General features: G+C 72.0%; 22 protein-coding genes. 13 read left to right on the forward strand and 9 right to left on the reverse strand.

Translation table 11 applies throughout. The annotated features are described in order from the left end of the window. Positions 1–6: 6 nt before the first annotated feature. Positions 7–822 carry a class I SAM-dependent methyltransferase gene (locus ACZ7HQ_RS19810; RefSeq protein WP_470991196.1) on the reverse strand — a complete coding sequence of 272 codons (816 nt, stop codon included), beginning with the start codon at positions 820–822 and terminating at the stop codon, positions 7–9. A 55-nt stretch (positions 823–877) separates the two neighbouring features. Here ACZ7HQ_RS19810 and ACZ7HQ_RS19815 point away from each other — a divergent pair, with 55 nt between their 5' ends. From ACZ7HQ_RS19815 to ACZ7HQ_RS19835, 5 genes are all read left to right on the forward strand, one after another. After that, positions 878–1,597: a GntR family transcriptional regulator gene (locus tag ACZ7HQ_RS19815; protein ID WP_470991198.1), complete on the forward strand. Its 720-nt coding sequence runs from the start codon at positions 878–880 to the stop codon at positions 1,595–1,597. 169 nt (positions 1,598–1,766) lie between these two features. After that, positions 1,767–1,970, forward strand: coding sequence for a hypothetical protein (locus tag ACZ7HQ_RS19820; RefSeq protein WP_470991200.1), 204 nt, complete (start codon positions 1,767–1,769; stop codon positions 1,968–1,970). Beyond that, positions 1,967–2,347, forward strand: coding sequence for a DUF6415 family natural product biosynthesis protein (locus tag ACZ7HQ_RS19825; protein ID WP_470991202.1), 381 nt, complete (start codon positions 1,967–1,969; stop codon positions 2,345–2,347). Before ACZ7HQ_RS19820 ends, ACZ7HQ_RS19825 begins: the two co-directional genes overlap by 4 nt. A 671-nt stretch (positions 2,348–3,018) precedes the next feature. Beyond that, a complete protein-coding gene (locus ACZ7HQ_RS19830) occupies positions 3,019–4,608 on the forward strand; it encodes a restriction endonuclease fold toxin-2 domain-containing protein (RefSeq protein ID WP_470991204.1) in 1,590 nt (529 codons plus the stop codon). A 34-nt stretch (positions 4,609–4,642) separates the two neighbouring features. Beyond that, positions 4,643–5,077 (forward strand): hypothetical protein, encoded by a 435-nt coding sequence (locus tag ACZ7HQ_RS19835; RefSeq protein WP_470991206.1) that lies wholly within the window; start codon positions 4,643–4,645, stop codon positions 5,075–5,077. A 156-nt stretch (positions 5,078–5,233) separates the two neighbouring features. On the opposite strand, the gene ACZ7HQ_RS19840 is transcribed toward ACZ7HQ_RS19835, so the two are convergent. After that, a complete protein-coding gene (locus ACZ7HQ_RS19840; protein WP_470992227.1) occupies positions 5,234–5,827 on the reverse strand; it encodes a flavin reductase family protein in 594 nt (197 codons plus the stop codon). Between the two features lie 81 nt (positions 5,828–5,908). Between ACZ7HQ_RS19840 and ACZ7HQ_RS19845 the strand changes: the two genes are divergently transcribed. Continuing rightward, positions 5,909–6,844: a hypothetical protein gene (locus tag ACZ7HQ_RS19845; RefSeq protein ID WP_470991208.1), complete on the forward strand. Its 936-nt coding sequence runs from the start codon at positions 5,909–5,911 to the stop codon at positions 6,842–6,844. 3 nt (positions 6,845–6,847) lie between these two features. Here the strand turns inward: ACZ7HQ_RS19845 and ACZ7HQ_RS19850 are convergent, their stop codons facing one another. From ACZ7HQ_RS19850 to ACZ7HQ_RS19860, 3 genes are all read right to left on the reverse strand, one after another. Further along, a complete protein-coding gene (locus ACZ7HQ_RS19850; RefSeq protein WP_470991210.1) occupies positions 6,848–7,633 on the reverse strand; it encodes an enoyl-CoA hydratase/isomerase family protein in 786 nt (261 codons plus the stop codon). Beyond that, the gene (locus ACZ7HQ_RS19855; protein ID WP_470991212.1) at positions 7,630–9,849 is read right to left on the reverse strand and encodes an acetate--CoA ligase family protein; all 2,220 of its coding nucleotides are present in this window, start codon (positions 9,847–9,849) and stop codon (positions 7,630–7,632) included. Before ACZ7HQ_RS19855 ends, ACZ7HQ_RS19850 begins: the two co-directional genes overlap by 4 nt. 96 nt (positions 9,850–9,945) lie before the next feature. Next, on the reverse strand, positions 9,946–11,142 hold the full coding sequence (locus ACZ7HQ_RS19860; RefSeq protein WP_470991214.1) for a flavin-containing monooxygenase: 1,197 nt from the start codon (positions 11,140–11,142) through the stop codon (positions 9,946–9,948). A 234-nt stretch (positions 11,143–11,376) separates the two neighbouring features. Between ACZ7HQ_RS19860 and ACZ7HQ_RS19865 the strand changes: the two genes are divergently transcribed. From ACZ7HQ_RS19865 to ACZ7HQ_RS19880, 4 genes are read left to right on the forward strand one after another with little or no spacing between them, the layout of a single operon-like run. Then, positions 11,377–11,826: a DoxX family membrane protein gene (locus ACZ7HQ_RS19865; RefSeq protein WP_470991216.1), complete on the forward strand. Its 450-nt coding sequence runs from the start codon at positions 11,377–11,379 to the stop codon at positions 11,824–11,826. Then, positions 11,826–12,221, forward strand: coding sequence for a Zn-ribbon domain-containing OB-fold protein (locus ACZ7HQ_RS19870; RefSeq protein WP_470991218.1), 396 nt, complete (start codon positions 11,826–11,828; stop codon positions 12,219–12,221). The genes ACZ7HQ_RS19865 and ACZ7HQ_RS19870 overlap by 1 nt, the downstream gene beginning before the upstream one ends. A gap of 57 nt (positions 12,222–12,278) precedes the next feature. Continuing rightward, the gene (locus tag ACZ7HQ_RS19875; RefSeq protein WP_470991220.1) at positions 12,279–13,148 is read left to right on the forward strand and encodes a GNAT family N-acetyltransferase; all 870 of its coding nucleotides are present in this window, start codon (positions 12,279–12,281) and stop codon (positions 13,146–13,148) included. Between the two features lie 37 nt (positions 13,149–13,185). After that, positions 13,186–14,031: an NmrA family NAD(P)-binding protein gene (locus ACZ7HQ_RS19880; RefSeq protein WP_470991222.1), complete on the forward strand. Its 846-nt coding sequence runs from the start codon at positions 13,186–13,188 to the stop codon at positions 14,029–14,031. Between the two features lie 129 nt (positions 14,032–14,160). Here the strand turns inward: ACZ7HQ_RS19880 and ACZ7HQ_RS19885 are convergent, their stop codons facing one another. Further along, positions 14,161–14,829: a pyridoxine/pyridoxamine 5'-phosphate oxidase gene (locus ACZ7HQ_RS19885; RefSeq protein WP_470991224.1), complete on the reverse strand. Its 669-nt coding sequence runs from the start codon at positions 14,827–14,829 to the stop codon at positions 14,161–14,163. Between the two features lie 25 nt (positions 14,830–14,854). Continuing rightward, entirely contained in the window at positions 14,855–16,027 is a 1,173-nt protein-coding gene (locus tag ACZ7HQ_RS19890; protein WP_470991226.1) for a thiolase C-terminal domain-containing protein, read from the reverse strand. 76 nt (positions 16,028–16,103) lie between these two features. Between ACZ7HQ_RS19890 and ACZ7HQ_RS19895 the strand changes: the two genes are divergently transcribed. After that, positions 16,104–17,303, forward strand: coding sequence for an acyl-CoA dehydrogenase family protein (locus ACZ7HQ_RS19895; RefSeq protein ID WP_470991228.1), 1,200 nt, complete (start codon positions 16,104–16,106; stop codon positions 17,301–17,303). Continuing rightward, positions 17,303–17,782 carry a nitroreductase family deazaflavin-dependent oxidoreductase gene (locus ACZ7HQ_RS19900; RefSeq protein WP_470991230.1) on the forward strand — a complete coding sequence of 160 codons (480 nt, stop codon included), beginning with the start codon at positions 17,303–17,305 and terminating at the stop codon, positions 17,780–17,782. Before ACZ7HQ_RS19895 ends, ACZ7HQ_RS19900 begins: the two co-directional genes overlap by 1 nt. Positions 17,783–17,904: 122 nt before the next feature. Here ACZ7HQ_RS19900 and ACZ7HQ_RS19905 read toward each other — a convergent pair whose 3' ends face one another. Continuing rightward, positions 17,905–18,522, reverse strand: coding sequence for a LysE family translocator (locus ACZ7HQ_RS19905; RefSeq protein ID WP_470991232.1), 618 nt, complete (start codon positions 18,520–18,522; stop codon positions 17,905–17,907). Between the two features lie 82 nt (positions 18,523–18,604). Here ACZ7HQ_RS19905 and ACZ7HQ_RS19910 point away from each other — a divergent pair, with 82 nt between their 5' ends. Then, entirely contained in the window at positions 18,605–19,057 is a 453-nt protein-coding gene (locus tag ACZ7HQ_RS19910) for an Lrp/AsnC family transcriptional regulator (protein ID WP_055710012.1), read from the forward strand. Between the two features lie 100 nt (positions 19,058–19,157). Here the strand turns inward: ACZ7HQ_RS19910 and ACZ7HQ_RS19915 are convergent, their stop codons facing one another. Next, the gene (locus ACZ7HQ_RS19915) at positions 19,158–19,793 is read right to left on the reverse strand and encodes a TetR family transcriptional regulator (RefSeq protein WP_470992230.1); all 636 of its coding nucleotides are present in this window, start codon (positions 19,791–19,793) and stop codon (positions 19,158–19,160) included. Positions 19,794–19,812: the final 19 nt, after the last annotated feature.

Genomic DNA, 19,812 nt, shown 5'->3' on the forward strand with positions numbered 1-19,812 from the left:
TCCGGCTCAGCCCGTCCGCCGACCGACGACCAACAGATGCGAACTCGCCGCCAGCAGCTCCGGGTACGGCTCGGCCATGCGTGCCGCAGTCAGCGCCGATGCGAACAGAGCCGTGTCCCGGAAGTCGCCGCCGGTGTTCCGCTCGGCCGCCGCGAGCATGGACCAGGCCGGGCCTTCGATCCCGAAGACCTCGGCGTCGTCGAACCCGGCGGCGGTCACTTCGTCGCGCAGTTGCTCGCCACTGTGGAAGTAGGCCGCTGTGAACGCCTTTCTCCCGTCGTGGGTCTGGGATGCGAGGATCTGGCTGATGCTCTTCTGCATCGGTTCTTTGTGGAGGTGTGCGAACGCGGCGTGCTCGAAGAGACTGGAGTACCGGTTGATGCCGGCCGCTGCCAGCACACCGCCCGGCTTGAGCACGCGGTAGGCCTCGGCGAGCGCCCGCTCGCGGTCGGCACGGTCGATCAGGTGGTACAGCGGGCCGAGCAGCAGAACGACATCGACCGAACCGTCCCCGGCGGTGAGCTCGCGCGCATCGCCGACTTCGACAGTGGCGCCGGAATTCTCGGCCTGTTCGACGTGCCGTGGGATCGGGTCGACGAGATGAACGTCGTAACCGTCCCTGACCAGCCATCGGGCATGGGCGCCGGGGCCGCCGCCGACATCGAGAACGCGGGCCGGTGGCGTTGGCAGATACCGGCGCAGCAACTCCTGGGTGCGCACCATCTCCAGGCATCCGTCGGCCGTGGTGCTCAGCCTGTCCGCCTCGTCGACGGTCTCGGTGTAGAACCTCACGATCTCCGGCGCTAGCTCGGGGAGTGTCATGAGGGCATTCTGGTTCCCGAGCAGTGGACCAGTCCAGTGATCGGAAACATGCCTTATGCCCCTCCTGAAGTACGAGCAGATCGCCGACGATCTACGGGCCCGGATCGCGTCGGGTGAGTACGGCCCTGGCGACATCCTGCCGTCAGGGCGCGATCTCGCCGAACAGTGGGGCGTGTCCAGGGCCACTGTGGTCAAGGCGTACGACGTGCTGAGGGCGGATGGTCTGGTCGAGGCCAGGCAAGGCACCGGATTCACGGTCGTGGAGACACCGGTCGCGCGGCCCGCGGGCGGTCGGCGGACCGGTTCCAGTCGCGTTGCGGGCGGTGCGCCGTACCGGCGGCTGGGCATGCCCGACCGGCGCGTCCCGCCCGCGCACGTGGTGGAAGCTCTCCGTCTCCAACCCGGCGAGACCGCGCTGCGTCGTATGCGTCTGGTGCTGTTGGACGACGGCTCGCCGGGGACGGTCGTCACCGCCTGGTTCCCGCCCGATATCGCCGATGCGGCTCCCCGCCTGGCGTTGCCGGGCCCGATCGCCGAGGGCACCACGCACTACGTGCGCCGCGAAACCGGCCGTTCGCCCTGCGAAGGCGTCGATGTCACCACGGTCCGCCTGGCCAGTAACGAGGAGGCCCGCCTGTTGGAGGTCGAACAGCCGGCAGCCGTGGCTGTTGTGGTTCACACGGCCTATGACCAGGATCATCTTCCGCTGGTGTGCGAAGAGGGCGTCACTCCGTCACCCGTCTTCGAGGAGGTCGAGACATACCCGATGGGGTAGTGGCTCACTCAAGCGGCTTGACTGGACCGGTCCACCGGTCCAGTCTCTTTTTGGCGCTACGTCAGCACGCCGCGAAAGCGGGCGTGTTGTGACCGGCTGCCGACATGACGAAGCCCGGCGACCGCTGACACGGACCCGGGCGCGGCCAACGCTGCTGAGGAGCGTCGACATGGCGAACGTTACCGCCTCACCTGATGCCGTCCCGCGGGGCGGCATGACGATCCGGATCTACACCGTGAACCGCTACGGCACTGTCATCGCGGAGCGCGGCACGGTCAACGTCCTGCCCAGCGACGGGCCTCCGCCACTGAGCACGGCGCTTCCTGCGTGCGGCTGCGCGGGCTGCCGTAGGACTCGGGCAGCCGAGCAGTGAACGCCACGGCCGAGAGCGGCAATGCCACCGTGCCCCTGGACATCGGAACGATCCGCGAGACGGCGGCCATCTTGCTGGGCCCCGACGACGTGCCTGACGCGCTGCCTCCAGCCCCATGCGAGCTGGACACACTCACCGCCATGCTGCGCGGTCACATGGAACTGCTGATCCCCGAGGTGGAGGCGAAAGCCGGGCGACTGCTGCGGGACAGCGCTCTGCGGCACTGCGCGCTCGCCTGCGTCGGTGAAGCGAGGAGAAAGGTGCGGCTCGGAGACGGCTGCACGCCTCCTGTCCGCGTGGCCGTGGCGCGGAAGCTCGCCCGGTGTGTCAGAGCCCTGTGCGATCACTACGAGAACCTGGACGTCGAGCAGTCTTGATGCGCGGCCGTGAAGGCGATCGCCGGCCTGCTCGCGCACGCGGCGCTCGTCTCGGCCCCCGGCCCTCGCCCTGGTGCTGGCGCGGACGCCTGACTGAATCACCCCCATGGCGACCGCAGGGTCAGGGTCGCATCCGACAAACGCCTCTCCCTGTCGTGTGTCGGAAGGCACGGCGGGAGGGAGCGTCGCGGTGCAGCTCTACCGGTCGGTGAGGCGCGCGGGGCGGCTTCCTGCCCATGCCGGCGATTTACCAGCGGGTCGGACGGTGGGAGTCGGCGATGTAGGTGATCTGGTCCGGCGCCCCGGCGACCGGGCCGGCCCGCGGTGATCCGCCGTACATGGCAGGCCAGGGCCTGGTTGGCGCTGTGGGCGGCCAGAACGGGCGGAAACACGATCTCGTTGGCGTGATGCGCTGTCGCTGCGACGGCCGCGTCGACCTTCGGGCGTCTAAGGCATCGCCATCGGTGCGGGCCGCGAAGGACGGCCTTCCCTGGTGGCTGGCTGAGCCGAGGCCCGATGCGCCTCGTCCCCGTGGCCTTTGGCTCGACACGACGCTGCCATGAGGATCTTCGTGCGATAGAACGGAGATCTGATCGCCCACGCTTCCGGGCGAGCGAACGCGGAGGGATTCTGTGGGACTGCGGCCGGACTTGAAGTTGATCGTGGATGGCATGATCAAGGCGTCCATGGGCATGGTGGACACGGTCATGGTCGGCACCCGGGACACCGCCATCGCCCTCTTCCACGAACTCGACCGGCAGCACGGCATGGCCGGCGACGACGATGCGGGACGCGCGTTCGCGAAGGTGTACAAGTCTGCGGCAGCCACAACGCTGGACAAGATCGGCTTCAGCGCTTATGTGATGGGTGAGACCGGTAAGGGGCTGATGCGTACGTCCCGCGAGTTCATGGCACGGGAAAGCAGCGTTGCCTCCGCGATTCTCGGCCAGCAGGTGGATCTGACCGACGGTATGGGCGATCCCGGAGCGGACTGCTCGGAGAGCTTCCTCGGGCTGGGGCAGGAGCTTCCGGAGGTTGTCGGTGACACCGCGTGGTACGACCAGTACGCTCCCGCTGGGATGAGTGACCGTTTCCGCGGCTCGCCGGAGAAGCTGCGGGACGTGGCGGGCACCTGGCGCCGGGGTGCGAAGCTGATGACGCGCTTTCTGGAGGACGCGCAGGCCTGCGCTCACACCGCTGACAAGGCCCACTCCGGCCAGGCCGCTGACGCGTTCCGCAGCTACTTCAAGGGGTTCGTCGGCTTCGCCGCCCCGCCCGAGCAGGCTCACGCGGACGAGCCGCTGGTCGCGAATCTGGTGGCCGCCTGCACCCAGCTCGCCAAGGCGTGCGACCGGTACGCCGATCACGTCGAGTCGGCCAAGGTGAAGATCACCGATGACCGGGCGAACATCTTCCACGTGGACATGCCCTGGGACTCTCCCATGTTCGGCGGCAACGGTGACGACGGCGGCCTCCACGACACCGTGCTGAATGATCCGTGGATCCACCGACTCGGCGATGTGGCTCACGCCCTGGACACCTCCGAGAAGCGCGTCAAACTCCCCCACGGTTCGGACGATCCACCCGGCCTCCCTGGCCTGCCGTTTCTACCGGTCCCCGAACCGGTACCCGTGCCCTTGGCACTCGCGTCGTACAAGGGTGGCCTGCCGGGCGTCGTACCCGCCGTCTACCGGGACCCCGACCCCAACATTCTGCACAGGGACCCGCTGCCGCCGGCGCAGGGCACCACCCAGTTGCTCAGCGTCGCCGACCGGAAGGCGTTCGTGACGTGGGTGAACACGCTTCGGCCCATGGGATTCGGCGGGAGGCCCGATGCAGCAGATCCCGCCAACGCCTACCAGCTGCGGACCGCTGGCTATCCCGAGCGGCTCATTCCGCTGCCCGTCGACGCCCGGAAGGGCGCCATCGCAGCGGATGGCATGCGGCCGGACGATGGCTACATGGTCGATGCCAAGTACGTGAAGGGCACCGACGACGAGTGCAAGAAGAACTCGTTTCGTACGCCGGACACTTTCGCCCTCGAAGACAAATATGACGAGAACGGCAAGAAGAAGTGGAGCCCGAAGGACATCCTCGTCGGCAAGGACGAGAAGGAACTGAACGACTACCGGCTGGCCATGAAGGAGCACAAGCAGATCCGCGGCCTGGAGATCATCACCAACGACAATGACTCGGCCGCCTACTGGCAGACGCTCATGGCGGCAAACAATGTCAAGGGAACCTCCCGGTACGTGCCCTAGACCCGAACGCGAACGATGAAGGACGCCTCCTGCTGTGGACCTCGACGAATACCAGACGACCTACCTGCTCTACGCACCCGTCAAGAATCCCGCCGGCTGGAACCTCGAACTGGCCGCGTTCGGTGCCGCGCTCGACGTCGCGTTCCACGACGTCCGCTACGAGACCGAGCAGGGCCGCCAACTGCGGCTGTGTTTCTGGGCCGTGTCGGATGACGGAATCGTGTTCGACGGTTTCGCCACCAACGAAGGCCGGGACACGGTCGTTCTCACGGACAACACCGCCGCTGAAGCAGCCGTCTTCATCGCCTGGCTCCGCGACACGTTCCTGCCCGCACCGGACCTGATCCGCTTCACCTCGGAGCCCGCCGTAGAGCGGGGCATCGAGTCGGACTGGCGCATGCCCGCGACTGGAGACGTGGCGAGCATCGCTGAGGAACTGAAGCACCACATCCAGGTTGTCGAAGGCTGACCGGCGAGCGGTGCGGCGCATTCCTGGGGCCGGTGAGTCGCCCAGTGCCTGCTGAATCTCCTCGACGCGCCAGGGCTTGGGGAGGTGGGAGGACCCGCCGACCAGGTCCAGCAGTTCCCTGGCGCGTTTCGCCCGGTCGGTGTCGGCATGGGCGGGTCACATGCTGATCCGGGCGAACCGCCCCTGGTGGAACAGCAGTGGCTCGGCCGGTTCCGCCGTGCCGAGGGCCTCCACCCGGCCCACCACGATCAGGTGGTCGCCCCCGGTGTGCACGGCGTGGATCGTGCAGTCGATCCAGGCGGCGGCACCGGTCAGGCGGGGGGAGCCGGAGACGGGCGCACCGTCGTAGGCCACACCTGCGAACTTGTCCGCGCCGCTCACCGCGAAGGCCCGGCACAGGTCGGCCTGGTCGGCGTTGAGGACATTGACGCAGAAGACGCCCGCCTGGGCGATGCGGGGCCAGGTGGTCGACGTGCGGCCCACCATGAAGCAGACCAGGGGCGGTTCGAGGGAGAGGGAGGCGAAGGACTGGCAGGCGAAGCCGGCGGGGGGCGCCGCGGGATCCGCCGCCGGTGCGGTGATCACTGTCACTCCGCTCGCGAAGCCGCCCAGTACCCGCCGGAACTCGGCCGGCTCGACCGGCGCCCGCTCGTCCTCGCCCACGCACCGCAACTCCGGGCGTGGCAAAGGCTCCACGGCCCTTGGGCCCAGGTACCGGACGGCGGCGGCCGCCGCCCCTGCGTGTCCCATCATGCCGTCCATTGAAGCTGACTAGGCGTCAGATAGGAAGGTGCGGGAGAGCCTCGTACGGGCACTTCGTAGGCTGCGGGCATGGGGTGGGAAAAGGGACGGGAAGGGCTCCGGGGCGCGGGGGCGGCGCTTCGGGCCTCGGTGAGTGATCTGGCCGCCGCGATCCCCGTGAACGCGGCGCAACTGCCCGCGGCCGGGCTGCTGTGGTGGATCCGGACCACCAGCCAGGACCAGTACGGCACCGGCTCCGGCGGCGCGTTCGGGATCCTCTGTCCGCTGGTCTTCGCGCCGCTGCTGCTGCCGTTGCTGGGCCTGTTCGTCTCCGTCGTGCTGACACTTCCCGCGGCCCTGCTGGTCCGGCCGGTGCTCAGGTGGTCCGGCGGACCGGAGTGGGCCTGCCGCACGGTCGCGGCAGCGGCCACGGCCGTCGGCTGGGGCGTGGTGACGACGGCACTCCTCGGCTGGCCGTTCGTCACCACGGCCTCGTTCCTCACCGCCCTCGGCCTGCTGCCCGCGCTCGGCATCGCCTACGTCCGCACGCGCTCCTGGTCGAGGTGGGGCCTGTGGTGGCGCTCGGCCCTCGCCTGCGCCGGCATCTTCGCCCTGACGCTCGGCGGCGGACTCGCGGCCTCCGCGACCGGCCTCATCCCCCGGTACGAGCCCCCCGAGCCGACCCCCGCACAGCTCACCGGAGTCTGGCGCGGCGACCAGGGCGCCTGGCTGCGCCTGGGGCCCGGCGGCCGGGCCGAGGCCCGCGGGCTTCCCGCCGAAGCCACGGACAGCGACTCGTCGGCCACGCACCACCTGGACCACGTGGTCTGCACGGGCTTCGGCACCTGGAGGTCCGACCCCGGCACGGACGACACCGACCGCCCCGGAATCCTCCTCCACCTCGACGGCGACTGCGGTGAGGACACCCGCTGGTCCGTCAGCGGCACCGAGGACGCCCTCCAGCTGTACGTCCTCTTCGGCGACCCGGACGCGGGCACCCTGAGGACACTGGACCGAGTCGGCTGACCCTCACCGCCCCCGGAACCGGGCCCCCCGCCGCTCCGCGAACGCCCGCAGGCCCTCCTGGGCGTCCTCGGTCGTCATGTTGATCTCCTGGGCCCAGGCCTCCGCCGCGAAGGCGGTGGTGCGGTCCGTGTCGAGGGAGGCGTTCACCAGGTGTTTGGTGAGGGACAGGGCGCGGGTGGGGGCGCAGGCCAGGCGGGTCGCCCACTCGCGGGCCGTCTTCGGCAGGTCGGCGTCGGGGACGACCCTGTTGACCAGGCCCAGGCGTTCCGCGTCCGGTGCCGGGAGCGCGTCGCCGAAGAACATCAGCTCCTTCGCCCGGTGCGGGCCCAGCAGGCGGGGCAGCAGGTACGCGCCGCCGGCGTCCGGCACCAGGCCCCGTCGTACGAACACCTCGATGAAGCGGGCCGACTCGGCGGCCAGAACCAGGTCGCAGGCGAACGCCAGATGCGCGCCGAGGCCCGCCGCCGTGCCGTTCACGGCGGCGATCACCGGCTTCTCGCAGTCCAGCACGGCCGCGATCAGGCGCTGGGCGCCCCGGCGGAGGACCCGGGCCACGTCGCCGGCCACTCTCTCCGCTCCCCCCGCACCGCCCCGCAGGTCCGCTCCCGCGCAGAATCCCCGCCCCCTGCCGGTCAGTACGACCGCCCTGACCTCCGGGTCGGCCGACGCCTCCGCGAGCACGTCGACCAGCCGGTCCCGCAGGGCCGGGGTGAGGGCGTTGAGGGCCTCCGGGCGGTTCAGGGTGAGGTGGGCGACCTGGCCGCTCCGCTCGGTCTCCAGCTCGCTCATCGGCACACCACCAGCGCGTCCAGCGCGACCGCGCCCTGCCCCCGCGGCAGCACCATCAGCGGGTTGATGTCCAGCTCGGCGACGGTGTCGCCCAGTTCGAGCGCCATGCGCTGGACCCGCAGGATCACCTCCACCAGCGCGTCCCGGTCGGCCGGCGGGCGGCCGCGGACGCCGTCCAGCAGGGCCCGGCCGCGGAGTTCGGCGAGCATGGTGCGGGCCTGGTCCTCGCCGAACGGGGGGACGCGTACGGCGGCGTCGTGCAGGACCTCCACCAGCACGCCGCCCAGGCCCACCGTCACCGTCGGACCGAAGAGGTCGTCGTGCGTCATCCCCACGACCGTCTCCACGCCCTGCTCCACCATCTGGCACACCAGGATCCCGTCCAGCGAGACCCCCTCGTAGCGGGCGATGTCGGTCAGTTCGCGGTAGGCGTCCCGGACCTGGCTGGCCGAGGTCAGGCCGATCTTCACCAGGCCGAGCTCGGTCTTGTGGGCGATCTGGGCACCGGACGCCTTCATCACCACCGGGTAGCCGACCTGTGCGGCGGCGCGTACGGCCCCCGCCGCGCTGGTCACCAGCTGCTCGCGCGGCACCCGGATGCCGTAGGCGCGCAGCAGCTGCTTGGCCGCGTGCTCGCTGAGCTGCTGGCCGGGCCGCATCAGCGCCTCGGCCTTGCGGAAGGAGGGGGACGGGATGCGCGGGGCCTCGTCGAAGGGGGAGTGGTAGTCGCTCACGAAGGCGTGGTGGCGCAGCCAGGCGCGGACGGCCGTCAGGCAGTTGCCCACCGTGCGGAAGGTCGCGACCCGGGAGGAGCCGAGCAGGACCTCGCGGTACGCCGTCTCCGTGCCGACCGGTGAGCCCCACACCACGCACACCAGCTTGTCGGTCTCCTCGGCCGCCGCCACCAGGTCCGCCACGAGCCTGTCGCTGAGGGGCGGGAAGGGGCCGGTGACCGGGCAGATCAGGACCCCGATCGACGGGTCGGCGAGGATCGCGTCGATGATCTTCCGGCCGCGCCGGTCGCCGACCGGGTGCCCCCCGTTGTCCACCGGATTGGCCACGTTCAGGTACTCCGGTATCCACTGGTGCAGTTCGGCCTGCCGCTCCTGGGTGAGCCTCGGCAGCCGCAGTCCGAGCCCGGCGGCCAGGTCGGCGACGTGGGCGCCGGTGCCGCCCGAGATCGAGTACACCGCGACCCCCTCCGCCAGCGGGGCCCGGGCCCGCGCCAACAGGGCGGCGGTGTCCTGGAGTTCGTCGAGGCCGTCGACGCGTACGACCCCGAACTGGCGCATCGCCGCGTCCACCACGTCGTCGGCGCCCGTGAGCTTGCCGGTGTGCGAGGCGGCCGTACGCGCGCCGGTTTCGGTGCGGCCGACCTTCACCGCGACCACCGGCACCCGGCGGCGGGCGGCGCGGTCGGCGGCCAGCAGGAAGGCGCGGCCGTCCTTGAGGCCCTCCACGTAACAGGCGATGGCGCCGACCTCGGGCTGCTCGGCGAAGTACGACAGGAAGTCGGCGGTCTCCAGGTCGGCCTCGTTGCCGGTGGGGGCCCAGTGCGAGAGCCGGATGCCCAGCTCCTGGAGGGCGAAGACGGGGCGGCCCTGGTGCCCGGACTGGGTGATCAGCGCGATGGCGGGCCCGTCGAGGTCGTCCCGGAAGTGCTCGAAGGCGTTCAGGTTGGTGTTGGGGCCGAGCAGGCGCAGACCCGAGCGGCTTACGGCGTCCGCGAGCCGCTGCTGCGCCTCGGCGCCCGCCTCGCCGGTCTCGGCGAACCCGGAGGCGAAGGCGACCGCGAACCTCACCTTGGCCTCCGCCAGTTCCTCGATCACCGGCAGCGGGTCGGCGACCAGCAGGACGGCCAGGTCGACCCGTTCGGGCAGCCCGGCGACGGAGGTGGCGCAGGGGATGCCGAAGACGGACGGGCGGGTCGGATGCACCGGGTGCACCCGGGCGCCGACGCGCTCGGCCCAGGCCAGCAGCTGCCGGGTGACCCCGGTGTTGGGCCGCCCCTCCGCGTCCGAGGCACCGATCACGGCCACCGACTCCGGCCGGAAGAAGCGGGTCAGGTCCGGTACGTCCGTGTACAGCGGGCGTCCGCTGACGTCGAGGTCGTCGACCCGGTCGTGGACGGCGGGTCCGGGCCGGTGCTCGCCGCAGGCGATGACCCGGGCCCGGCGGGAGTCGGTGGTGAGGGTGCCGTGGGTTGATCCAAGCATCGGTCCGCCCCGCTCCTGTGAGACAGCTCCAGTAAACTGACGCACTGTCAGATTACTGAACTGACGCAATGTCAGGAATGGGTCGGACCCGCAAAGTTACCGGCTGGTGCGGAGCTGCTTGGCCGCCGCCTTCGCGATCCTCCCGGCGTCGAGCGCCACCTCCCGGAGCATCCCGCTGATCGGGTTGGTGAACCCGGTGAAGTACAGGCCGGGCGCCTGCGGGGGCGTACGGCCGCCGTGCGCGACGGGCTTGCCGCGGTCGTCCAGCACCCCGAGATGCCCGACCAGACCCTCCAGCGCCCGCGTGTACCCGGTCGCCGCGATCACGGCGTCCGGCTCGATGCGGCTGCCGTCGGCGAGGACGACCTTCCCGGGTTTCCCGTCCTCGAAGGACTCGACGGCGGCCACGATCTCCACCTTGCCCTTGCGCACGGCGTCGATCAGGCCGACGTCCTGGACCGGGACGGCGCCCTGCCTGACCCTGGTGTACAGCCCGGTGTCCGGGCGGGGCAGGCCGTGGGCGGACAGGTCCGGCACCCCCACCTTCGCCTGGAGCCGGCACAGCCGGTCCACGAGCCCGACCGGCAGCCGCCGCACCAGCACGCCCGAGTACTGCGCGGGCCAGCCGAGCGTCGAGCGGCGCACGAGGTGCGGGACGGTACGGACGGCCAGGCGCACCCGCGCCGCCCCGCCCTCCACCAGGTCCACGGCGATCTCGGCGCCGGTGTTGCCGGCGCCGACGACCAGGACGTCCCGGCCGGCGTACGGCTCGGCATTGCGGTAGGCGCCGGCGTGCAGGAACTCCCCGCCGTAGTCCGCAAGGCCCGGCCAGTCGGGGATGCGCGGGGTGTGGTTGTAGCCGGTCGCGACGACCAGGGCGCTGCCGGTCAGCTGGCGCCCGCCGGAGGCGTGCAGCAGCCAGCCGGTGCCGTCCCCGGTGCGCTCGACGCGGAAGACCTCCACCCCGGTGACGATCTCCAGTTCGTGGTGCTCGGCGTACTTCTCCAGGTAGCGGACCACGTTGTCGCGGGAGACCCAGCGCCCGAACTTCCGGGGGATCTTCAGGCCCGGCAGGGTGGACAGCCGTCGGGTGGTGTGCAGATGCAGACGGTCGTAGTGGCCGCGCCAGGAGGCGCCCACCCGGTCGGCCTTCTCCAGGACCACGGCCCGTATGCCCCGGGCGCGCAGCGCGTGGGCGGCGGCCAGGCCGCCCGGACCGGCGCCGATGACATAGACGGGGCGGTCGGCGGGGGTGACGGAGAGGGGGACGGAAACGGAACGGGAGTCGGCCATGCTCGGAGCGTAATCACGCACTCCGTTGATGGGTCTCGGTCAAGACCGGAATTGGTTGCGGATTGATCACGGGTGTAGGAGGAATGGGTGGGGCCGATGGCGTAGGACACCTGGTTGTGGTGATACGGCGATCGGCCCACCCGTGGCTGCCTCCGGGCCTTGTGCCCACTCCGTGGGTGATTCGGGGGGACTCACCGGTGGGCATCCCCTGACATCTGACGTACCGTCAGATTCATGGACTCCATATGGCTGGACGGCGCCCAGTGGCTGGCGGTGCTGCGGATCGGTCTCGGTCTGTGGTGGCTGGAGAGCTGGCGGCACAAGGACAAGAAGGCCTGGTTCGAGCGCGGCAGCGGCATCGCGTGGGCGGCGGACGTGGCGGCGGAACACCGCTGGACGGTGGTGCGCAGGGGGTTCGAGACGGTGGTCAGGCCGTACCCGAAGCTGATGGCGTACCTCGTCGCCTACGCCGAACTCTCCCTCGGCCTCGGCCTGGTCCTCGGCTTCCTGACCCCGATCGCGTTGCTGGGCGGACTGCTGCTGAACGCGATCTACTTCGTGCTGATGATCCACGACTGGGCGGAACAGGGCCAGAACTCGATGATGGCGCTGATCTCGCTCGTCGGCTTCTTCGCGATGGCCTGGCAGAGCTGGTCGCTCGACGCGTGGCTGGGGTGGTTCTGATGGGCACGGCGCGCTACGACCTCCCCGAGCCCGACGCCTTCACTCGCCCCTACTGGGAGGCGGCCGCGCGGGGCCGGCTGCTGATCCGCCGCTGCGGGGCCTGCGGCCGGGCCCACCACTACCCGCGCGAGTTCTGCCCGTACTGCTGGAGCGAGGAGGTGACCTGGCAGGAGGCGAGCGGCCGTGCCGCGCTCTACACCTGGTCCACGGTCCACCGCAACGACCTGCCGCCCTTCGGCGCCCGCACCCCGTACGTGGCCGCGGTGGTCGACCTCGCGGAAGGCCCGCGGATGATGACGCAGGTGGTGGAGTGCGCGACGGAGGAACTGCGGGCCGGACTGCCGCTACGGGTGACGTTCGCGGAGGGGAAACCGGTGTTCCGCCCGGAGGGCTGAGCGCGCCGGTGGGAAAACCGGTGTCCCCTCCGGCGGTTCGCGCCGATCATGGGCCCTATGCGCCCTGACGGCTGGTATCTCACCGAAGACCTGGACGAGTTCCTCTCCCGCGCCGGCGGCTTCCTGCGCTCCCGTCCCGCCCTGCACACGGTCCCGCTGACGGTGACGGACGCACTGCGCCGCCGCGGGCTGCATCTCTACGGCGATCAGGCCCCCCTCTTCGGCCTGCTGGAAGCGGACGGCGGCACGGTGCGGGCCGCCCTGCTGCACACCCCGCCCTTTCCCGTCCACGTCACCGCGCTCACCCCGCGGGAGGCCGACGCCCTGGCGGCCCGGTACGCGGAGCTGGGCCGCCCACTCCCCGGAGTCTCGGGGCCGCAGGAGACGGCGGAGGCCTTCGCGGCGGCCTGGCAGCGGCACACCGGTACGGCGGTCGCCGTCGACAAGCGGCAACGGCTCTACCGGCTGGGCGAGTTGACCGCACCCTCGCCCGGGCCGCGGGGACGGGCGCGGATCGCCGGGCCGGCGGACCGGGAACTGCTGATCCGCTGGTTCGAGGAGTTCCGGGAGATCACCGGCGCCGTCGGCCAGGACGCGGGCAGCTGGGCCGACGCCCGTCTCTCCCACGGCGGCGTCACCTTCTGGGAAACCCACGACGGCACCCCGCTCGCCATGGCCGGAGCCACCCCCGAGACGGCCGGCCAGGTCCGCATCGCCCCCGTGTACACCCCCGCGGACCTGCGCGGACGCGGCTATGCGGGCGCGGCCACGGCGGAGGTGAGCCGGGCGGCGCGCGAGGCCGGGGCCGATGAGATCCTCCTCTTCACCGACCTCGACAACCCGACGAGCAACGGTCTGTACCAGCGCATCGGATACCGGCCGGTGGCGGACTTCACGGTGTGGAGGTTCGGGGGCGTCGAGGGGTGAGGCGGGGGAGACGGACGACCGACGGGGGGACAGCACGATGATCCTGGTGACCGGTGCGAGCGGAAGGGTCGGGAAGGCTCTCCTGGCGTGTCTTCGGACCGAGGGGGCGGCCGTACGGGCGGCCTACCGCGACCCGCGGGCCACGGCCCGGGAGATCGAGTCGGGCGGCCGGGCGGTGACCCTCGATCTCGCGAGGCCCGAGACGCTCGGACCGGCGCTCGACGGGATCGGGACCGTGTTCCTGCTCGGCGCGACGAGCGCCGCCCAGACGACGCACGAACTCAACATGGTCGAAGCCGCCCGTGCGGCGGGCGCCCGGGTGGTCAAGCTGTCGGTCTGGCGGGCCGACGAGGGACTCTCCCCGATCGCCCGGCTCCACCGGCCCGTCGAACGGGCACTGGCCGCGTCCGGTCTGCCCTGGACCGTCCTGCGGCCCAACTTCTATCTGCAGAACTTCCTGAGCCAGCCGTCCATCCGCGAGGCCGGGGAGTTCTCCCTGCCGCTGATCACCGCACCCATCAGCTTCGTCGACACCGGCGACATCGCCCGGGTCGCCGCGCGGGTACTCACCACCGAGGGCCATGACGGCCGCGTCTACGACCTCACCGGACCGCGGGCGCTGACCTACGCCGAGGCCGCGGAGGAGTTCTCCGCAGTCCTCGGCAGACCGGTGCGCTACGTGGGTGTGCCCGACGACCGGGCGCGCGCGGCCCTGCTCGGCCGCGGCATGCCCGAGTTCCACGCCGACGCCCTGATGGGCGTGGCCCGCGCCTACCGCGACGGCGGCGCCGAGACCGTCACGTCGACCGTCGCCGATCTCACCGGCTCCGCACCCCTGGGGTTCGCCGAGTTCGTACGCCGGAACCGCCACTCCTTCGAGTGAGGCCGGGCCCTGACCGCGCCCCGCCCGCGCCGGCCGTCACCACCAGGGCGATGGCCAGGCACTGTGCGGCCGAGGACCAGGAAGCCGACCAGGGCCGCGAAGGCCGCCGGCCCGGCGAGCGGGCGCCCCTCAGGGCCAGAGCAACGTCCTGCTCCAGCCGAACTCCGTCCTCCGGTACTCCAGGCGCACGTGTCGCCTCTCCGCCTCCCCCTGGAAGAACTCCACCGTCTGGGGGTGCAGTCGGTACAGGGTCCAGGTGGGGGACGGCTCGGCCGGGTTCTCGTGCGCCCGGTCCCACGCCGCCTGCGCCGCCTGCCGCAGCTCGTCCAGTGAGGACAGCTCCTCGCTCTGCCGGCCGGTGAGTGCCGCGGCCAGCGCACCCGTCGAGCGGGCGTGCAGATCCGCCTGGCTCTCCTGGACCGGGGCCGCCGACACCGGCCCGCGTACCCGCACCTGGCGGCCCAGCACCGGCCAGTAGAAGGCCAGGGCCGCGTACGGGTGTGCGCTCAGGGCCCGGCCCTTGCGGCTGGAGCGGTGCGTGGCGAAGGACCAGCCGTCCGCGTCGGCGCCGTGCAGCATCACGATCCGTACGTCCGGCTGCCCCGCCCGGTCCACCGTGGCCAGCGACATCGTGTGCGGCTCCGGCTGCCCCGCCGCCACCGCGTCCGCGAACCAGCTCGTGAACAGCGCCAGCGGGGTCGGCGGTGCCGTCTCAGGGTCGAAGGGGCGCAGCTCGGTCGCCCCGGGGGCCCAGACCCGCAGCGAGCGAAGCAGTTCGTGGAGATCCTTTTGTGCCATGGGGCCGAGTATCGCCCGGCGCCCCTCAGCCCCGGGACAGCACCACCGTCCCCGACGAGCAGAACCACCCTCCGGTCCCGGAGGCGACCCCGAGCCGTGGCAACGCGCCGTCCGCCGCCCGCACTTGACGCTCCCCGCACTCGCCCCGCAGCTGCCGTACCGCCTCCACCAGCAGGAACAGCCCGCGCATGCCGGGATGCTGGGCGGACAGGCCGCCCCCGTCCGTGTTCACCGGCAGCTCGCCGCCGCGCACCAGCAGCCGGCCCTTCTCCACGAACGCCCCGCCCTCGCCCTTCGCGCAGAAGCCCAGGTCCTCCAGGGTCACCAGCGTCATGTAGGTGAAGGCGTCGTAGATCTCCGCGAAGTCGATCTCGGCGGGGCGCACCCCGGCCCGCTCGAAGGCGAGGCGGCCGCTGACCGCCGCCGGGGACACCGTGAAGTCCGGCCACTCGGACATGGCCGCGTGCGAGACGTGCTCGCCGGTGCCGAGGATCCAGACCGGTGCCGTGCGACAGTCCCGTACGTACTCCTCGGCCGCCAGCAGGACCGCCGCGCCGCCGTCCGAGCGCAGGCAGCAGTGCAGCCGGGTGAAGGGGTCGGCGATCATCGGGCCGGCGAGGACGTCGTCGACCGTGACCGGGTCGCGGAACATCGCCTCCGGGTTCAGCGCCGCGTTGGCCCGGGCCTGGACCGCCACCTGGGCCAGCTGCTCGACGGTCGTGCCGTGTTCGATCATGTGGCGGCGGGCGGCCATCGCGTACTTGGCGATCAGGGTGTGGCCGTAGGGGACCTCGAACTGCAGGGGGCCGCGGGCGCCGAAGGAGAGGTCGCCCGTTCTGCGGCCCGCCCTGATGTCCGCCCGGGCCGTCGAGCCGTAGACGAGGAGGACGGCGTTCGCGTGGCCCGCGGCGATCGCGTCGGCCGCGTGCGCCGCCATGACCTCCCAGGTGGAGCCGCCGACCGAGGTGGAGTCCACCCAGGTGGGGTGCAGGCCCAGATACTCGGCCACCTCCACCGGGGCCAGCGTGCCGAGGCCCGCGGAGGCGAGGCCGTCGACCACCTCGCGGCCGAGACCGGCGTCCGCGAGGGCGCGGCGGGCCGCCTGCGCGTGCAGGGCGTAAGGGGTGGCGTCGTCGACGCGACCGCAGTCGGAGAGCGAGACGCCCACCACGGCGACTTTCCGGGTTCCCGGAGCCATCAGAGCCCACCTTCCCCTGTGCATATCGTTCCCGGACTCCTAATATGACGGCCCGTCAGATGCGGAGGGAAGAGCCATGGACACGCGCCTCACCGCCGAGCACGACGAGATCCGCCGCACCCTGCGCGAGCTGCTGCACAAACGGTGCGGCCCGGCCGAGCTGCGGGCGGCCGTCGACAGCCCGGCCGGACACGACCCCCTGCTGTGGTCCGCCCTCGCCGACCAGCTCGGCCTGCCGGGACTCGCCCTGCCCGAGCGGTACGGCGGCGTCGGCTGCTCGGTCACCGAACTGGCCCTCGCCTGCGAGGAGACCGGCCGCTGCCTCGCCCCCTCCCCGCTGCTGGCCACCTCCGTCCTCACCGCCCCGCTGATCCTCGCCCTCGGCACCGAGGCCCAGCGCGCCGAGCTGCTGCCCCGTCTGGCCGCCGGCACCCGCACCGCCGCCCTCGCCGTCCCCGGCCCCGCCCTGGCGACCGCGCTCGCCCTGACCGGTGACAACGGCGCCTTCCATGCCGGTGGCGGACGGGCCGGCGGGGTCCAGGCCCGGCGCGCCGACGGCGACTGGCGGTTGTACGGGCAGGTCGACCAGGTGCTGGACGGGCACAGCGCGGGACTGCTGCTCGTCGCCGCGCACACCGGCGGCTTCGCCCGGTCCCGGACCCTGCTGTTCCTGGTGGCCGGGGACGCGCCCGGGGTCGTACGGGCCCGGCAGACCGCGCTCGACGCCACCCGGCCGCAGGCGCGCGTCCAACTCCGCGACGTGCGGGCCGAACTGCTCGGGCAGGAGGACGCGGACGTGCTGCCCGCCCTCGCCGCCCTGGGGGACCCGGCCGCGGCCGTGCTCGCCTGCGAGGCGGTCGGGGCGGCCGACCGGGTGCTGGAGCGGACCGTGGAATACGTCGGGCAGCGCGAGCAGTTCGGGCGCCCCGTCGGGTCCTTCCAGGCGGTGAAGCACCGGCTGGCGGACGTGTACGTGGCGGTGCAGGCGGCGCGGTCCGCCGCGTACTACTCCGCGTGGGCGACCTCGCCGGCGGCGGCCTGCGGGGCGTCGGCCGGTGCCGGGCCGGCGCTCGCCCAGGCGCTGGAGGCGTTGCGCACGGCCGCCGCCGAGGGGATCCAGCTGCACGGCGGGATCGGGTTCACCTGGGAGCACGACGCGCAGCTGTACTTCAAGCGGGCGGCCGGGGACGAGCTGCTGTTCGGGCCCGTGCACCGGCTGCGGGACCGGGCCGCCGAGGCCGCCGGTCTCTTCGCGGGCGGCGGGGCGGCGGTCTGATGGCCGGCCTCGGTGTGCGGTGCGTGCAGCGGGTGTCGTCCACCCGGGTCTTCGCGAGGGTCGCCCCGCATGTGGTGCCGGCGCTCGACCGGGCCGTGCACCGGCTCACCCGGGGCCGGTTCCTGCTCAGCGCCCAGCTGCTGCCCGGGGTGATCCTCACCTCCACCGGCGCCCGCAGCGGGTTGCTCCGCAGGACTCCGCTGGCCTGTATGCCCGAGAGCGACGGCGGGGGCTGGCTGCTGGTCGGCTCCAACTTCGGCCGCACCGGCCACCCGGCCTGGACGCACAACCTGCTCGCCCATCCGGAGGCTTCGATCAGCTGGAAGGGCCGGGACGTCCCGGTCACGGCGCGTCTCCTCACGGGTGGGGAACGGGCGGCGGCCTGGACGGCACTCCTGGAGTTCTGGCCGCCCTACGCCACCTACCAGGCCCGGGTGACGAGGCAGATCCGCCTCTTCCGGCTCACCCCGACGCCCTGAAGGGGTGCGGGGAACCGCCCCGGCCCCCCTCACCGCGACGCCCTACGGGGCGCGGGGAGCCGCGCGAGCGGCCGCGACGGTGCCGCAGCCGCTCGGCGGCAGGTCATCGCGCCCCTGCCGCGCTAGAACGCGGCCAGGCGCTCCACCAGGAGCAGCGCCCCGATCCCCAGCATCGCCGCGCCGGACGTACGTGTCACCGCCCGGGCCGCGGCCGGTCGCGCGGAGAGCAGCGCACGCGACAACGCGCCGACGGTGAGGTAGACCGCGGCGCAGCAGGCCATGTGCAGCAGGCCCAGGGCCGCAGTCTGGGCGGCCACGGGCAGGTGGGTGCCGCGCAGCGTGAGGAACTGGGGGAGGACGGAGAGGTAGAGCAGCAGGCCCTTGGGGTTCAGGCCGCTGATCGTGGCGCCGCGCAGGAAGAGCCTGCGGTCGTCCCCGGTCCCGTCCCCCGCGCCCGGCACCGCCGGGCGGCGCAGCACACCCCAGCCGAGCCACAGCAGGTACCCCGCGCCCGCCACCGTCAGCGCCGTCAGCAGCTTGGGCGAGCCCGCCACCAGGACCGCGAGGCCCGCCGTCGCCAGGGCCGTGTGCAGGGCGTAGCCGCAGACCAGGCCGGCCACCGCGCGCGGCACCGAGCCGCGACGCAGGGCGGTCGTGATGACGTACGCCCAGTCGGCGCCCGGTACGCACACCAGCAGCAGGTCCACGGCGAGGAAGGAGAAGAGCAGTCCCGAATCCATGCTGGGGACATTAGGCGTGAATGGTCCGAAAGTGTTCCCGAAGTTTGCCTGCCACCACGTCTTCTGGGGGAAGATCTGCCTCATGGATGACGTTGACCGGAAAATCCTTGCCGAGCTGCAGCAGGACGGGCGGCTGACCGTGACGGAGCTGGCCGCGCGGGTGCGGCTCAGCGTCTCGCCCTGCCACCGGCGACTGCGTGAGCTGGAACGGTCCGGTGCCATCCAGGGGTACCGGGCGGTGGTGGACGCGGCCGCTCTCGGCCTGAACTTCGAGGCGCTGGTCTTCGTGTCCATGCGGCAGGAGGACCGGGACACGGTCGCCGAGTTCGAGCGGGCGGTCGGCGAGCTGGAGCACGTGCTCGACGCCCAGCGGCTGTTCGGCGAGCCCGACTACCTGCTCCGGGTGGCCACCGCCGACCTCGCGGCCTTCCAGCGGCTGTACGACGAGCGGCTCGCCACCCTGCCCGGGGTGCAGCGGCTGACGTCGACGCTGGTGATGAAGCACGTCGTACGGGATCGCCCGCTGCCCGCGTGAAGTGGTGCACAGCAGAGCGGGCGGCGGCTCACCACAGGTGAACCACCGCCCGCCAGACAGGACTTGGGAACGAGGAAAAGGTGTGTGCGCGGGGGCCGCGTTACTTGCTCGGCTTCTTCCCGGTCACGCCCAGGTGGACCAACAGCGCGAGGTTCGGCTTGAGTTCGGCCTGCTTCACGCCCCACGACGAGAAGCCCTTCTGGTGCGCCGCCACCGCCGCGAGCATCGCGACCAGCGAGCCGGCCACCGCCGCCGGGTTCACGTCCTTGTCGACCCGGCCCTTGGCCTGCAGCTCGGCGATGGATTCCGCGAGGGAGTTGTTCACCGAGTTCAGGATCTTCATACGGAGTTTGTAGAACCGTTTGTCCCCCTCGGCGGCCCCGAGGTCGACCACCCGCAGGATCGCGTCGTTCCTGCGCCAGAACTCCAGGAATCCGTCCACGAGTTCCTGCGCGGTCTGCCATCCCGACTTCCCGGCCCAGGACCGGCCCTCGAGCAGTTCGGTCAATCCCGCGCCCTCGGTCGCCATTTGCTCGGCGATCTCCAGGACGGCGCCCTCGACGTCCGGGAAGTACTGGTAGAAGGTCGCGGGCGAAGTGCCCGCCTTCCGGGCGACATCGATGACCTTGACGTCCCGGTAGGGGGAGGAGCTGAGCATCTCGCTGAGGCAGTCGAGCAGCTTCTGCCGGGTCGCCTGCCCACGCCGGCCGGCCACGCGGCCGTCGACGGTACGCACTTGTCCTGTCATGCCGTCA

Source organism: Streptomyces sp. NPDC037290, assembly GCF_055603245.1.

Bases quoted from the DNA above. Each gene is read 5' to 3' on its own strand.
- ACZ7HQ_RS19810 (WP_470991196.1), bottom strand. From the start codon at position 822: ATGACACTCCCCGAGCTAGCGCCGGAGATCGTGAGGTTCTACACCGAG.
- ACZ7HQ_RS19815 (WP_470991198.1), top strand. From the start codon at position 878: ATGCCCCTCCTGAAGTACGAGCAGATCGCCGACGATCTACGGGCCCGG.
- ACZ7HQ_RS19820 (WP_470991200.1), top strand. From the start codon at position 1,767: ATGGCGAACGTTACCGCCTCACCTGATGCCGTCCCGCGGGGCGGCATG.
- ACZ7HQ_RS19830 (WP_470991204.1), top strand. From the start codon at position 3,019: ATGATCAAGGCGTCCATGGGCATGGTGGACACGGTCATGGTCGGCACC.
- ACZ7HQ_RS19840 (WP_470992227.1), bottom strand. From the start codon at position 5,827: ATGGGACACGCAGGGGCGGCGGCCGCCGCCGTCCGGTACCTGGGCCCA.
- ACZ7HQ_RS19845 (WP_470991208.1), top strand. From the start codon at position 5,909: ATGGGGTGGGAAAAGGGACGGGAAGGGCTCCGGGGCGCGGGGGCGGCG.
- ACZ7HQ_RS19850 (WP_470991210.1), bottom strand. From the start codon at position 7,633: ATGAGCGAGCTGGAGACCGAGCGGAGCGGCCAGGTCGCCCACCTCACC.
- ACZ7HQ_RS19855 (WP_470991212.1), bottom strand. From the start codon at position 9,849: ATGCTTGGATCAACCCACGGCACCCTCACCACCGACTCCCGCCGGGCC.
- ACZ7HQ_RS19860 (WP_470991214.1), bottom strand. From the start codon at position 11,142: ATGGCCGACTCCCGTTCCGTTTCCGTCCCCCTCTCCGTCACCCCCGCC.
- ACZ7HQ_RS19865 (WP_470991216.1), top strand. From the start codon at position 11,377: ATGGACTCCATATGGCTGGACGGCGCCCAGTGGCTGGCGGTGCTGCGG.
- ACZ7HQ_RS19870 (WP_470991218.1), top strand. From the start codon at position 11,826: ATGGGCACGGCGCGCTACGACCTCCCCGAGCCCGACGCCTTCACTCGC.
- ACZ7HQ_RS19875 (WP_470991220.1), top strand. From the start codon at position 12,279: ATGCGCCCTGACGGCTGGTATCTCACCGAAGACCTGGACGAGTTCCTC.
- ACZ7HQ_RS19880 (WP_470991222.1), top strand. From the start codon at position 13,186: ATGATCCTGGTGACCGGTGCGAGCGGAAGGGTCGGGAAGGCTCTCCTG.
- ACZ7HQ_RS19885 (WP_470991224.1), bottom strand. From the start codon at position 14,829: ATGGCACAAAAGGATCTCCACGAACTGCTTCGCTCGCTGCGGGTCTGG.
- ACZ7HQ_RS19890 (WP_470991226.1), bottom strand. From the start codon at position 16,027: ATGGCTCCGGGAACCCGGAAAGTCGCCGTGGTGGGCGTCTCGCTCTCC.
- ACZ7HQ_RS19895 (WP_470991228.1), top strand. From the start codon at position 16,104: ATGGACACGCGCCTCACCGCCGAGCACGACGAGATCCGCCGCACCCTG.
- ACZ7HQ_RS19900 (WP_470991230.1), top strand. From the start codon at position 17,303: ATGGCCGGCCTCGGTGTGCGGTGCGTGCAGCGGGTGTCGTCCACCCGG.
- ACZ7HQ_RS19905 (WP_470991232.1), bottom strand. From the start codon at position 18,522: ATGGATTCGGGACTGCTCTTCTCCTTCCTCGCCGTGGACCTGCTGCTG.
- ACZ7HQ_RS19910 (WP_055710012.1), top strand. From the start codon at position 18,605: ATGGATGACGTTGACCGGAAAATCCTTGCCGAGCTGCAGCAGGACGGG.